The 13,050-nt window shown below is 43.6% G+C and carries 14 protein-coding genes; 11 read left to right on the forward strand and 3 right to left on the reverse strand.

Annotated features, from left to right (window positions below; translation table 11 throughout):
• Positions 1 to 63 precede the first annotated feature (63 nt).
• From FXO21_RS03470 to FXO21_RS03505, 8 genes are all read left to right on the forward strand, one after another.
• Positions 64 to 990: an outer membrane protein assembly factor BamD gene (locus FXO21_RS03470; RefSeq protein ID WP_149638790.1), complete on the forward strand. Its 927-nt coding sequence runs from the start codon at positions 64 to 66 to the stop codon at positions 988 to 990.
• A 47-nt stretch (positions 991 to 1,037) separates the two neighbouring features.
• Positions 1,038 to 1,352, forward strand: a complete 315-nt coding sequence (locus FXO21_RS03475; protein WP_149638791.1) for a DNA-directed RNA polymerase subunit omega — start codon at positions 1,038 to 1,040, stop codon at positions 1,350 to 1,352.
• A gap of 137 nt (positions 1,353 to 1,489) precedes the next feature.
• Positions 1,490 to 2,695 carry a bifunctional phosphopantothenoylcysteine decarboxylase/phosphopantothenate--cysteine ligase CoaBC gene (coaBC, locus tag FXO21_RS03480; protein WP_149638792.1) on the forward strand — a complete coding sequence of 402 codons (1,206 nt, stop codon included), beginning with the start codon at positions 1,490 to 1,492 and terminating at the stop codon, positions 2,693 to 2,695.
• Entirely contained in the window at positions 2,692 to 3,606 is a 915-nt protein-coding gene (gene porD, locus FXO21_RS03485; RefSeq protein WP_225865553.1) for a type IX secretion system protein PorD, read from the forward strand. Before coaBC ends, porD begins: the two co-directional genes overlap by 4 nt.
• Positions 3,607 to 3,970: 364 nt before the next feature.
• Positions 3,971 to 5,626, forward strand: a complete 1,656-nt coding sequence (gene recN, locus FXO21_RS03490) for a DNA repair protein RecN (RefSeq protein WP_149638794.1) — start codon at positions 3,971 to 3,973, stop codon at positions 5,624 to 5,626.
• Positions 5,627 to 5,663: 37 nt separating this feature from the next.
• On the forward strand, positions 5,664 to 6,101 hold the full coding sequence (locus FXO21_RS03495) for a viral A-type inclusion protein (RefSeq protein ID WP_149638795.1): 438 nt from the start codon (positions 5,664 to 5,666) through the stop codon (positions 6,099 to 6,101).
• Positions 6,102 to 6,104: 3 nt separating this feature from the next.
• Positions 6,105 to 6,758, forward strand: coding sequence for an SCO family protein (locus FXO21_RS03500; protein WP_149638796.1), 654 nt, complete (start codon positions 6,105 to 6,107; stop codon positions 6,756 to 6,758).
• A 12-nt stretch (positions 6,759 to 6,770) separates the two neighbouring features.
• On the forward strand, positions 6,771 to 7,196 hold the full coding sequence (locus FXO21_RS03505) for a c-type cytochrome (protein WP_149638797.1): 426 nt from the start codon (positions 6,771 to 6,773) through the stop codon (positions 7,194 to 7,196).
• On the opposite strand, the gene lptC is transcribed toward FXO21_RS03505, so the two are convergent.
• Genes lptC through FXO21_RS03520 form a run of 3 tightly spaced genes read right to left on the reverse strand, consistent with a single transcriptional unit; the run spans position 7,144 to position 9,800 of the window.
• Positions 7,144 to 7,764, reverse strand: coding sequence for an LPS export ABC transporter periplasmic protein LptC (gene lptC / locus FXO21_RS03510; RefSeq protein WP_149638798.1), 621 nt, complete (start codon positions 7,762 to 7,764; stop codon positions 7,144 to 7,146). The genes FXO21_RS03505 and lptC overlap by 53 nt on opposite strands.
• 10 nt (positions 7,765 to 7,774) lie before the next feature.
• Positions 7,775 to 9,094 carry a hypothetical protein gene (locus tag FXO21_RS03515; protein WP_225865554.1) on the reverse strand — a complete coding sequence of 440 codons (1,320 nt, stop codon included), beginning with the start codon at positions 9,092 to 9,094 and terminating at the stop codon, positions 7,775 to 7,777.
• The gene (locus tag FXO21_RS03520) at positions 9,078 to 9,800 is read right to left on the reverse strand and encodes a type III pantothenate kinase (protein WP_149638799.1); all 723 of its coding nucleotides are present in this window, start codon (positions 9,798 to 9,800) and stop codon (positions 9,078 to 9,080) included. The genes FXO21_RS03515 and FXO21_RS03520 overlap by 17 nt, the downstream gene beginning before the upstream one ends.
• Before the next feature lie 496 nt (positions 9,801 to 10,296).
• Here FXO21_RS03520 and rho point away from each other — a divergent pair, with 496 nt between their 5' ends.
• From rho to FXO21_RS03535, 3 genes are all read left to right on the forward strand, one after another.
• Positions 10,297 to 12,054 (forward strand): transcription termination factor Rho, encoded by a 1,758-nt coding sequence (gene rho, locus FXO21_RS03525; protein WP_149638800.1) that lies wholly within the window; start codon positions 10,297 to 10,299, stop codon positions 12,052 to 12,054.
• Between the two features lie 114 nt (positions 12,055 to 12,168).
• On the forward strand, positions 12,169 to 12,513 hold the full coding sequence (locus tag FXO21_RS03530; RefSeq protein ID WP_149638801.1) for a hypothetical protein: 345 nt from the start codon (positions 12,169 to 12,171) through the stop codon (positions 12,511 to 12,513).
• Positions 12,510 to 13,031: a hypothetical protein gene (locus FXO21_RS03535; protein WP_149638802.1), complete on the forward strand. Its 522-nt coding sequence runs from the start codon at positions 12,510 to 12,512 to the stop codon at positions 13,029 to 13,031. Before FXO21_RS03530 ends, FXO21_RS03535 begins: the two co-directional genes overlap by 4 nt.
• Positions 13,032 to 13,050: the final 19 nt, after the last annotated feature.

Here is a 13,050-nt window from a genome sequence, read left to right on the forward strand (position 1 = left end):
CACTAGATCAGCTACGCGTTCGTTATGGATGGTGTAGCTTTTTTTATTACCTTTGCAGCCAATATGCGAAAAAACAGTCTTGCAAGCTATTTCTTGCTTTTTATCTCAATTCTCTTTCTCACAACCTCGTGTAGCAAGTTCTCCAGATTACAGAAAAAAGGTACAGATCAGGAGAAGTATGATGCCGCAATGGCTTACTACAAAAAGGGCGATTTCTATAAGGCTGGCATTTTATTCGAGGAATTGATTCCTTTATTAAAAGGTAGTACTGAGTCAGAGCTTGCACAGTTTTATTACGCATATACCCAGTATCAACAGGGTCAATACAATACAAGTCAGTTTCTTTTCAAGAAATTTTACGATACTTATGCGCGCAGTGATTATGCGCAGGAAGCCTATTATATGCACGCTTTTTCGCTTTATAAAGATTCCTCTCCGTATAACCTTGACCAGACGAGTACGCATACGGCGATTTCAGCCATGCAGGATTTCATTAATTCGTATCCTGACAGCCCGTTTCGCGATGAGTGTACGAAATATATCCTGGAACTGAGATCGAAATTGGAAAGGAAAGCCTACGAACGTGCCAAACTATACCATAAGATCAGTGATTTCAACCTGATGTCGCTTAAATCGGCGGTTATCTCGATCGAAAATTTTAAGAGAGATTTTCCTGATTCACAATACAATGAAGAACTTGCTTTTCTGAAGGTAGAATCGCAATACAACCTGGCTACCTATAGTTTTATTGACAAACAAAAAGAAAGGTATCAGGATGTTGTCAAATTTTACCAGGAACTTGTCGACAAATATCCTACCGGCAAATTCAGCCGCGATGCCGAGAGAATGTTTGACAACAGTCAGAAGCAAATCGAAGTGATCGCAAAACTGGAACTTGAAAAGCAAAAACTGAAAGAGTCCAAACCTGATCCTGACAACCAACCGACGAAAGTCACAACACCTGCGATCGCAGAGCCTAAGGGCCAGTGAGCAGAAATAATACCGTTTTAAAATTTTTCAAACTATATAAGAAAATCATGGCAACTAATCCATCGATCATTACCCGGGATACTGACAAAATAGCTGACGTTACCGGCAATCTATATGAATCTGTTTCGGTTATCTCGAAGAGAGCACGCCAGATTTCAAGCAAAATGAAAGAGGAGCTTAATAATAAGCTTGCTGAGTTTGCTTCAGGAGTTGACAATCTGGAAGAAGTGTTCGAAAACAGAGAGCAGATCGAGATTTCGAAATTTTACGAGCGTATGCCAAAAGCAGGAAGTATCGCAATTGACGAATTCATCGAAGGAAAAACATACCACAGCTACCGTACAAACAGCGACGAAGAATAGTCTGTCAGAAAAATAGCAAACCAGCCTCAGTTTACATTGTGGCTGGTTTGTCATTTATATACAGAAATTTTTAAGAAAGTTGTGCTTACTTTGCCCACTTTAATAATTCAAATCAGTCAGACATAAACTCTCAAAAGTTGAACCTGAAAGACAAGAAAATTCTGATAGGAGTTACCGGCAGCATCGCTTCTTACAAGTCGGCAGTGTTGGTGAGGCTTCTGGTTAAAGCGGGCGCGTCGGTGCGGGTGGTAATGACGCAGGCAGCGACAGAATTCATCACGCCGTTAACACTGTCGGTACTTTCCAAAAATCCTGTACTCATCGCTTTTGCTACCCAGAATGGTGAATGGAACAACCATGTTGACCTTGCCCTCTGGGCTGATGTGATTGTAATAGCACCTGCGACGGCAAAAACGCTAGCGAAGTGTGCTACGGGTAATTGCGACGACCTGTTAACAGCAGTATATATGTCATCACGCTGTCCCGTTTTTTTTGCTCCTGCGATGGACCTCGACATGTTTCATCATCCGTCTACAATACACAATATCAACACGCTCATTTCATTCGGAAACTTTTTCATTGAGCCTGAATATGGGGAACTCGCCAGTGGATTGACGGGAGACGGAAGGATGGCCGAGCCGGAGACAATTTCCTCGCGGCTTGGTACACATTTCGCCAAACGGCCGGTTGCTTTCATGAAAAAAGTGTTGATAACAGCTGGACCAACATTAGAGCCGCTCGATCCCGTTCGCTTTATCAGCAATCACTCATCTGGTAAAATGGGGTATGCAATTGCATCGGCGTTTGCTGATGCCGGCGCTCAGGTCACATTAGTAACCGGACCAAGTGCCATTAAGAGTTTATCGCCTGCGGTAAAAAAAATACAGGTTGGCAGTGCGCAACAGATGCTTGATGCGACGGCCGCCCAGTTTCCCGAGCAGGATCTAGTGATTTTTGCAGCAGCGGTGGCAGATTATACCCCTAAATATGTCGCAGAGCAGAAAATCAAGAAGCAAGGTTCGGAAATGACATTGGAACTCGTTAAAACGACTGATATTGCAGCGACGCTAGGGCAAAACAAACAGGAAGGACAATTGCTAATCGGGTTTGCGCTGGAAACTGAAAACGAAGAGGCCCATGCCATGGACAAGCTAACTCGTAAAAACCTGGATTTTATCATTTTAAATTCACTAAATGATGCTGGTGCAGGTTTCGCGCACGATACGAACAAAATAACCGTTATTGACAGGAAAGGAAACAAAAGGCGCTTCGAATTGAAAACGAAGGAAGAGGTTGCCCAAGATATTTTAGAAATTGTAATTGAAAGATGGAACGAGGTATGAAAAAAATATATGCTGCTTTTTTTCTTTTATTAACAATATGCACGCATCAGCTGTTTGCACAGGAGTTTCAATTCACCGTCAATCTGAATTACGAGCAGCTTGTTGCACAGCAAAAAACTGATCCGCAGTCCATGAACCAGCTGCAAAGCTACATGAACGAGTTTTTGAACAATACCAGGTGGACAAATGATCAGTTTACAAAAGAAGAAAAAATTAAATGCAAACTGAATGTCAATCTGACACGGTCCCTGGCTCAGGGTAGCTTTGAAGGCAATGCACAACTGGTCGTTTCCAGGCCTGTCTATAACTCAAACTACGAAACAGTTCTTTTCACTTATATAGACAAAAACTTCACTTTCACCTATTTGCCGAATACACAGCTATATTTTAATGAAAACAGCTACACGGAAGAATTACCTTATATCCTGGCATTTTACGCAAACGTAGCCCTCATTTTCGACTATGATTCGTTTAGTAAAATGGGCGGCTCACCTTTTGTACAAAAAGCTTTTAATCTTGTTAATCAAGCCAGAAATGCATCACCAAACAAGCGCGGGTGGGACTCCGGCGGCGATTCAAGAAACCGGTATTGGCTGATTGAAAATCTGATGAGCCAGCAGTTCACCCCGTTTCGGGAAGGTATGTATAAATATTACAGGCAAGGACTTGATGTAGCTACTCAAAATCCTGCCGAAACCAGGGCAAAAGTGCTTGAATTCCTCGCCACCTTAAAGGAGGTTAACCAGCTTCGCCCTGCAAGCGTAGTTGTGAATTCATTTTTCGACGCCAAGTCTGATGAACTCTATAAAATCCTGATTGAAGCGCAACCTGACGAGCGCGCTAAGGCATATACGTTGCTGGTTAGCCTTGACCCAACCAAAACTCAACTGTACCAGCGTCTGTCATTATAATATGAGCAAAAGACTTGTTCGCATCGCTTCATCCAAACTGTCGGATCAGTTACCTTTCTTACTTAAACATGAAATAAGCGGAGTTTTGAATAACGGCAAAACATGTTTCGGTATATTGATCTCCATGACAAATGACCATCTCACGCTGGAAGATCCCCGACAACATCGTCATACCTTTGCTTTCGCAGATCTCTATGAAGTCGTTTATGACTCGATTTCAGCTGCCCGCATTAAAACTTAACCGGTTATTGGTTATATTTTCTGATTGTGAATATCACTAAGTATATTCGTAACGGAGAAACAAAAGAAATTTTCCCTCTAGAAGCCGATTGTAAGATCTCCGGCAAACGGCTCTCCGAATCACATGCTTGCTAATTTACTTATCAAGAACTACGCTTTGATCAAGCAACTGGAAATGTCGCCTGATCCCGGTCTCAACATTATCACAGGCGAAACAGGGGCAGGAAAATCCATTATGCTTGGTGCGATTGGTCTGTTGCTGGGAAATCGTGCTGATGTAAAGTCATTGTATGATTCTGCCGAGAAGTGTGTAATTGAAGGAACCTTTAATCTGGCAGGGTACGATCTGGCTCCCAATTTCGAAGATGAAAACCTCGACTTCGCTGAAGACTGCATTATCCGGAGAGAAATTGCAGTATCTGGTAAGTCCCGCGCTTTTATCAACGACACGCCCGTTAACCTGGATACATTAAAAAAAATAGGCAGTCAGTTACTGGATATCCACTCGCAGCATGATTCTATTCTACTCGGGAACAACGATTTTCAACTGCAGGTTGTCGATTCTTTTGCCAAGAACGCTTCAATTCTGAAAACGTATTCAAAGCATTATCAGGCATTTCGGCAAGCTGCCGCGCGGCTTGACGACCTTCAAAAAAGGGCTGCGCAGCTTCGTAAGGAGTTCGATTTCGACCAGTTTATGTTTCAGGAACTCAATACCGCAAGTCTGCGCCCGGGTGAGCAGGAAAAACTGGAAGAGGAACTGACCATACTCGAAAATGCAGTAGAGATTAAAGAGCGGCTGCAACTGGCTTATACTTACCTGGATAATCCGGAAACCTCCGTCCTCGATCTGCTCAAAAATACAACCGCAGCACTTGCTCAGGCATCCCGGCTCGTCAGCGGATACGAAGCATTGCGCCAGCGTGCGCAGAGTTCCCTCATCGAGCTTAGAGATCTTGCCGATGAAATCGACCAGGTCAATAATTCCGTTGAAGTGGACGCTGGTCGAAGCCAGGAAGTGCAGGAAAGGCTGGATTTGATTTACAATTTACTAAAAAAACATCAGGTCACTTCCGTTGATGAACTACTGGATATTGAAAAGCAGCTTCAGGAGAAACTCACGATTGTTTTGAATCTCGATGATGACTTGCTGGCCGCGGAAAAGGCAATGAAAAAAGCACAGGAAGAAATGCTTGCGAGCAGCACAATACTGTCGGAAAGCCGCAAAAAGGTAGTTAAACCGATCGAGAAGCTGATATTGGAAAGATTGGCTGAACTGGGAATTCCAAATGCTTCTTTATCGATTCAAATTTCAGAAACCGCCCCCTCCCCGGCTGGTAGCAATTCAGTTGCCTTCCTTTTCAGTGGCAATAAGGGAGTAATGCCACAGGAATTGCGTCAGGTTGCCTCAGGAGGTGAATTCTCCCGGTTAATGATGGTGATAAAGTACATATTAGCCGACAAACGCATGCTTCCAACCATTATCTTTGATGAAATCGATACCGGCGTTTCCGGTGAGATTGCTAAACAGATGGGTAAAATGATGCAAAACATGGCTAAAAACCATCAGATCATTGCTATCACACACTTACATCAGATTGCCAGCAGTGGAACTGCGCACTACTTTGTTTATAAAGATCACTCGTCAGATAAAACGGTCAGCAAAATCAAAAAACTGACGATCGACGAGCGCGTGCAGGAAATAGCGCAGATGATCGGCGGCCATAATCCATCAGAAGCAGTTTTGCTCAATGCAAGAGAGCTGATATTGAAAGGATGACCTTTAACTTTTCTTACGTAACTACTACTCCCTGATCATGAAGCAAATTTTAACAGCAATAACATTGGCAACCGTTCTTTTGGGGTGTAGCACGAAACCCGGCGAGGATAAGCTTACCAGCCTGGAGACCGAAGTTTTGGCAGTACACGACGAGATAATGCCAAAAATGGATAGTATTATGATTTTGAAATCAATACTCTCCACAAAAATCAAGGAGATCGACAGCCTGGATAATGTAGGTTTGAGCAGCAATACGCTTGCCGAGCAAAGGATCAAGGCTATTGACATTAATCAGAAACTGAATGAATCTGACAAATTAATGATGGACTGGATGCATGCATACAAAGGTGACTCAGCAAAACAGCTGCCGCCGGAACAAGCCGTGCTTTATTTTGAAGGGGAAAGAGACCGGATATTACAGGTAAAACAGCTTACATTGAGGTCGTTGAAGGAAGCAAAAACATTTCTTGAATAATTTATGCAGTTTGATAAAAAAAATAACCCTTTCGGCCCACTAGCCATTTTCTTTTTGCTTGCACTTGTGAGCTGCGGCGATAACAAATTACCCATCATGGGAGAACGCGATTGGGTAAAGAAAACAGTGGACGGAAAGGAAGTTGTGGATACGATTTACCACACCATTCCTGCCTTTTCTTTTGTCAACCAGGATGGCGACACGATATCAGAAGAAATCGTAAAAGGTAAGATATATGTTACCGACTTTTTCTTTACCACCTGCCCTACAATTTGTCCGGTTATGAAGCGGCAGATGACCAAGATATACAACCAATATAAAGGCAATCCTGAATTCATGATTCTCTCCCACTCTATTGATCCAGAACATGATACACCTCAGGTACTTAATAAATATGCGAAGGATTTAGGTGTCGAAGGAAATCAATGGCAGTTTTTGACTGGCGAAAAAGAAAAGATCTATGATATCGGACAAAAAAAATATATGGCTGTGGTACAGGAAGATAGCGCGGCAGCAGGAGGTTTTTTGCATAGCGGCGCATTTATTCTTGTAGATAAAGAAAAGCACGTTAGGGGAATGTACGATGGTACGACGGAAGAAGGTACCGAAAAACTGATGAAAGATATAGCAAAGCTGCTGAAAGAGTATGAGAAGTAAAAAGCATTGTCCATGCCACTAATTAGCCGATTTTATGCATTGGCTCTTTGCCTCGCCCTGGCTTCCTGCAGTTCCAAAGAAGAACTTAAAACCGAGCAGTACTTTGCAGAAGGCTTCCAGTTATACACAGCCTACTGTGCTAATTGTCACCAGGCCAATGGTGAAGGTCTATCAAATTTGTACCCGCCTTTAAAAGGAGCAGAAACACTAAATAACAAAGACCTTATCACCTGTATCATTCGCAACGGAATGAGTGATACGATCATGGTGAATGGAAAGGAATTTAGCAGGCCAATGCCAGGTAATCCGAAGTTGACGGACATTGAGCTGGCTGAAATAGTAACTTACGTAACTATCAAATGGGGAAAAGACAGCACTTTCACTTCTATTGAGACGGTGCAGAATTCGCTGCTGGACTGCCACCAGGGTCAGAATTAGAGAATTTAACCGTTCCTCTGCCCTGTCTGAATTTGATGTTTGTAAAATCCTGCTCCGCATCCAATCCTGTGGCATAAATCACTTCCGGGGATCCGACTGTTCGGATAGAAACAGCTTTGTCTGTAAAGATCTTCCTGGTTCGCGGACTCCAGTTTAGCTCCGAAGTATTTAAAATCTGAGACTTCTCAATCAGGGTAACCCGCACATTTCCTTTCACGATGTAAACATCCGAACTCTTATCGTACCTACCGGAGTCAGAACGCAGCTTGGTGGCGACATTGCTAAGCGAATCGTAAAAACTGATATTGACAGTGTCAGGGAAAATTTGTGTCTCGTTCTGAAACCGTTGCGATCTGGGTGTTTTCATCAGGACTTTGATCTTGCCCTGTTCACTATATTTTATCTGAACATCGTTTACGATCTCAATCGGACCGGTGTAAAGTGCCCCTACCTTGTTTTTTTTGTCTTCACAAGACATAAACAAAACTGCGAGCAAGGTTACAATACAAAAAGGAGATAACACTTTATCTCCTTTTCTGATATTCCTTAACAATGGCAAGAGTTTCATGTCACAGCGATTAGTCAAGTTTTTGTTTGATAAACCACCTTTCCAATAATGTTATGCCTAGCACAACCCGTGCGTATCGTTCCCTGATCTGCCCCGCACCACCAGTTCCTCTCTGACCTGCAACCAGCGCAGCGGAGAGGAAATTCTGATAACCTCTTCCCATCGGGAACGTAAATCCAAGGCTGACATTAGCGTCATTAACGTTCTTTCCATTAACTGTGTATGGTGTGTTTCCATAGCTGAAACCAATGCGATATCTCACCAGATCGAAATAATTCAGGGAAGTGAATTTGGGCAGATATTCAGCGCCCAGATGGAAACGGTTAACATCTTTAAGTCCTTCGGACACATTGTCGAAGTTTCTATATTTTGACCATGACTGGCGGCTGTAATCCGCCGATAAAACCAGTTTAAATGGCCATTCAAGACTTGTACCAACCTGAAATTGCTCCGGAAGGGTAAGTCCGCCGGTCAAATCGTTTTCAAGCGTATCGGCTGGGATTACCGGATAGGAGTCCTGAGTAAGCTCAAATGATGTGGTGGTATTGGCATTGATCCTCGTACCGAAGCTATATGCTCCCCCTAAATTCAGGTTCAACTTGTTGTCCTTTTTAATCGGGATACGCCCCGCAGCACCTGCGCGAAATGCAAAATCAGAAAAAATTGTTCTTTCGTTCAGACTGACAACTTCAACGTTAACGATGTTGCCATCTTTATCGACGATGTCCGGAACCCCCGGAACATTAAAAACAGTTACTTCCGACGCCTTACGAACGTTTCCAAAGAAGTAACTGGTTTCAAGGCCCAGGCTGATGTATTTGTTGATCTGTACCGAATTTGTAATTGACGCTTTATTGATGCCGCCTTTTCCGGAGGTTATATAGTTCGCATTTGCTCCGGTTCCAATTACTGGCCTGACCGACTGATTTTCGTAGTCGATAAAGCTGTAAGGCTTTAAATTGGCCCCTATCACCCACCTTGGACTTACAGGGAAAGAAAGGGAAACATACGCCAGGTTACCTCCCGCATTTTTTTGGATTTTGCTACCTTCGGCAATGCTTTTGTACTGTCCTACCAACCCTACGTCCAATGTTGTAAAACGATTTCGCACCCATAGGGCCGGATTAAGGTTATTGATCTGAAAGCCGCTCGCGGTACTCACGCCTGATTGCCCCATTCCTGAGTTGTCAGAGTAAGATTCACCATAAAACTCACCCAGACCGAGTGAAGAATAAGGTGCATTGCCAAGACCTTGCGCCTTCAGGCCGTCACAACTCCATCCCAGTGTAATTGTAAGTGTAAGTAATAATACTTTACTGTAATGCGACATTATATGTTAAAATTCTGTTCAAGCCTATTAAAACGAGTTCCGGCACCGCAAAGATGGGTGGTTTCAGGCTACTTTCAAAAAAAGTAATATCACCGCCACATATTACTACGCGCAATTCGGGGTATTTGTGTCGGTACCGCTCAATTATTCCTTCTATTTCCGCAAGCATACCGTTCATCACCCCGCTAAGCATAGAGGTTTTGGTACTTTTCCCAATCAGGAACGGCTCTTTTTCAGGATCGATCAGGGGAAGCCGCTTAGTGAACGAATGCATTGCTTTGAATCGCATTTTTACCCCCGGCGAAATTAAACCACCCTGAAATGCGGCATCTTTGTCGATCAAATCATAGGTAACGCAGGTGCCCATATCTATCACCAGCAAGTCTTGTCCTGGAAACAAAAAATTTGCACCTGCACAGGCCGCGATGCGGTCAGCTCCGAGCGTCTCTGGGGTTTCGTATTGTTTCAATATAGGGAGTGGCGTCTCAGAAGATAGGCTATGTACCCGAACAGGCAGCTGCAATGCCTCACTAAACTCCTTCTCAGTGTAACTTACGGAAGAAAACAAGATTTGCTCCGGTAGCTCCAATCGGATCGTTTCAATCAGCTGATCGAAACTTAAACCTGTCGTATAGCGTATCAGTTTTTCGTTTTCGAACCAGCCTGCCTTTGAATAGGTATTACCCGAATCGATGACAATATTCATAATGGGTTGATGTGAGGGCCTTTAACAAGAGTTTGCAAATATCATATAAATGAAATCCCTATTCAAATCAGTCCGGTTTCTTTATTGATATTGGTTGCTAAGCAGGTGATTATGTAAGAGATACGAAGACAGTTCGGTTTTTGTCGATAAAAGTTTGGAACTTTCAGAAATATTTAGCACCTTCGTCCATCTAAGTCAGTATCGACTTATAAATCCAAAAATCCATCTATCGGTAACCATCGTGCCCAGCGTTGCCTAGGTTTAAGAAATCTTGCCGATTTATTGTCATACTTCTATAGTATCAAATTGCAAATTTTCACAATTGATCCATCAAAAGCTTTCAGTTAGTAAGGTCATTTGCCAGGGCTTCTACAACACATATTTATTCCAATATCAATGACCATCACATGACTTCGGGTTATCTCCGAATTTAATCTAATTACATTCACAACTTATTATCCCATCGGTAAAGTGTTCCTTTACTTTCCTTTTTTATATGCCTACAATTGATGAATTAAACATTAAGCTCCTGTCCGAGCTTAAGGAAATAGCAGGTAGCCTTGGCGTATCTGACCATACTAAACTCTCTAAGAAAGAATTGATTAACCGAATCCTCACTAGCCAGGAAGGCTCTGTACAGGTTGCAGAACCAGCTTTTGCAGAATCCAATTCTGCCGATGAGGACGAACCCAAAAAGAAACGGGCAAGAAGGCCAGCCGAGCCGGTTCCCGTTGCAGTAAAACCTGGCAATAACAGATCAGGGAAGGGCAAAAAAGATAATTCAAAAACTCCTTTGTTTGATACGCCTGCAAAGGGTAACAGACCGAGTCTGTTTGATGAACTTCCTAAAAATATAGACATGTCCGATGAAAATGATTCGGACAATGATACATTAAATGACCTGGGACGCGAAGAGCCAGTCACCCCGGTGGTGACAGAACCAGTTTCGAATCCTGAAACCACGGAGGAAACGCCTGAAACTAATATTCAGGATGTTGTTTCGCCAAGCCAGGAAGAAAGGCCGGCCCGTCAACAAAACGAAAACCCGGAACGCCAGCCTCAGGCTCAACCTCAACCCCAGCGGGAAGATCCGTCAACGAAAATCAAGCGGAACTACAATAACTACGTCAGGGAATTTGACGGGTTGATCATCAACGAAGGTGTACTCGAAATAATGCAGGACGGAGGCTACGGCTTTTTACGTTCCGCTGACTACAACTACCTGGCCAGCCCAGACGATATTTATGTTTCTCCTTCTCAAATAAAGCTTTTTGGTCTGAAAACCGGTGATACCGTAAAAGGTCAGATCCGGCCACCGAAAGAAGGTGAAAAGTATTTTGCATTGCTCCGGGTTGAAACCGTGAATGGCAAAACCACCGAGGAAATCAGAGACCGTATTCCTTTTGAATACCTGACTCCCCTATTCCCGGACGAGTGCCTGAAACTCAGTTCACGCCCTGATCAATACTCTACGCGTATACTCGATCTTTTTGCCCCGATCGGGAAAGGGCAACGCGGCATGATCGTCGCGCAGCCAAAGACTGGTAAAACAGTTTTGCTGAAAGAAATTGCAAACGCAATCACACGTAACCATCCGGAAGTATTCCTGCTGATTCTTTTGATCGATGAACGTCCGGAAGAAGTTACCGACATGCAGCGCAGCGTGCGAGCGGAAGTAATTGCTTCTACATTCGACGAACAGGCTGATCGTCACGTGAAAGTCGCCAGCATTGTCCTGGAAAAGGCAAAAAGAATGGTAGAATGTGGTCACGATGTGGTAATCCTTCTCGACTCCATTACCCGCCTTGCCCGTGCTTATAATACCGTTGTTCCTTCATCCGGTAAAATCCTTTCAGGCGGTGTGGATGCCAACGCGCTGCATAAGCCGAAGCGTTTCTTCGGAGCTGCCCGGAATGTTGAAAACGGAGGTTCCCTGACCATTATAGCAACCGCCCTGATTGATACAGGGTCGAAAATGGACGAAGTCATCTTCGAAGAATTCAAAGGTACCGGCAACATGGAATTGCAACTGGATCGAAAGCTTTCCAACAAACGCGTATTCCCTGCTATCGATGTGATGGCTTCCGGTACCCGTCGTGAAGATCTGCTTCTGGATAAGGAAACATTGAAAAAGGTTTGGATACTCAGAAAACACATGTCGGATATGAATGCGATGGAGTCTATGGACTTCCTGCTTGAACACATGAAAGGAACAAGGAACAACGAAGAGTTCCTGATCTCGATGAACCGATAATAAAAAAAGAGCCTGAATTTAAAACTCAGGCTCTTTTTTCATACCTGCATTGCAAATCCTTCTTCCGAAAGCTATTTTTAAAATAAGATCTGTTTCAATATAGCTGATGCCTGCATGTTAAAAAGCAAACCGCTGTTATGGACTTGCCTGACCGCCTGGGTCCTGGGTTCCATTTACTGGCACATTTGCCAGATCAAACAGCTTTGTGAAATTTTTGATGAGACTGGTATTCTTTCGGAAAGGCTTCATTTTGCCGACCTCTTTTACGGAAAAACAATCAGTCTGGGTACGTTCTATCTTAGTCCAGGCCTGCTGGTGCAGTACACAATCATCCTTGCTGTAACTTGTTCTTTGAGTTTTTTTATCGCCCGCAGTTATGAGACGCGAAAAACGCGTGAATTAAGGTACAGACTGAATCAGATCACTCGCGAACTGGCTTTCTCTAAATCCAAGCAATGAACAGGCTGACTTTTCCGATAGAATCTCAAAGTGTAGCAATCTCGGCCGGAGAAATAGTGACGTTGCTCTCGCTGGCAGCGATATTGGGATGGTGGCTGGCAAAAGTTAATGTGAGAAAGCGGCTTCAAAAAATGCGAACGCTACTCGAAGAAAAAAAATATGAATTGACCGAATACCGAACTTCTATGGAAAACCACAATAACCAGCCGGCAGCAGCGAATGCTTCTAAAACGGTTTACCCCGTCACCAGCCCGGACCACGCACCTGACGATCTTAAACGTATTGACGGCATAGGCCCTAAAATCGAAGTGCTATTTAATAAAGAAGGTATCCACACCTATGAACAGCTCGCCGAAACTTCGGTGATCAGAATGGTAGGGATATTGAAAAAAGCCGGGCCCAGATTTCAGGTTCAGGACCCCTCTTCATGGCCCACGCAAGCAATCCTTGCGAAAGACCAAAAATGGGTCGAGCTCGAACGCTTTCAGGACCAACTTGCCGAAGGTAAAATTCACTAGCATTTTATAACTGAAAAAA

Source organism: Dyadobacter sp. UC 10 (assembly GCF_008369915.1).
Taxonomy (GTDB): Bacteria; Bacteroidota; Bacteroidia; order Cytophagales; family Spirosomataceae; genus Dyadobacter.

Coding starts and splice junctions, on each gene's coding strand:
- FXO21_RS03475 (WP_149638791.1), top strand. CDS start 1,038: ATGGCAACTAATCCATCGATCATTACCCGGGATACTGACAAAATAGCT.
- FXO21_RS03520 (WP_149638799.1), bottom strand. CDS start 9,800: ATGAATATTGTCATCGATTCGGGTAATACCTATTCAAAGGCAGGCTGG.
- FXO21_RS03530 (WP_149638801.1), top strand. CDS start 12,169: ATGTTAAAAAGCAAACCGCTGTTATGGACTTGCCTGACCGCCTGGGTC.
- FXO21_RS03515 (WP_225865554.1), bottom strand. CDS start 9,094: ATGTCGCATTACAGTAAAGTATTATTACTTACACTTACAATTACACTG.
- lptC (WP_149638798.1), bottom strand. CDS start 7,764: ATGAAACTCTTGCCATTGTTAAGGAATATCAGAAAAGGAGATAAAGTG.
- FXO21_RS03500 (WP_149638796.1), top strand. CDS start 6,105: ATGCAGTTTGATAAAAAAAATAACCCTTTCGGCCCACTAGCCATTTTC.
- FXO21_RS03505 (WP_149638797.1), top strand. CDS start 6,771: ATGCCACTAATTAGCCGATTTTATGCATTGGCTCTTTGCCTCGCCCTG.
- porD (WP_225865553.1), top strand. CDS start 2,692: ATGAAAAAAATATATGCTGCTTTTTTTCTTTTATTAACAATATGCACG.
- FXO21_RS03470 (WP_149638790.1), top strand. CDS start 64: ATGCGAAAAAACAGTCTTGCAAGCTATTTCTTGCTTTTTATCTCAATT.
- FXO21_RS03535 (WP_149638802.1), top strand. CDS start 12,510: ATGAACAGGCTGACTTTTCCGATAGAATCTCAAAGTGTAGCAATCTCG.
- recN (WP_149638794.1), top strand. CDS start 3,971: ATGCTTGCTAATTTACTTATCAAGAACTACGCTTTGATCAAGCAACTG.
- FXO21_RS03495 (WP_149638795.1), top strand. CDS start 5,664: ATGAAGCAAATTTTAACAGCAATAACATTGGCAACCGTTCTTTTGGGG.
- rho (WP_149638800.1), top strand. CDS start 10,297: ATGCCTACAATTGATGAATTAAACATTAAGCTCCTGTCCGAGCTTAAG.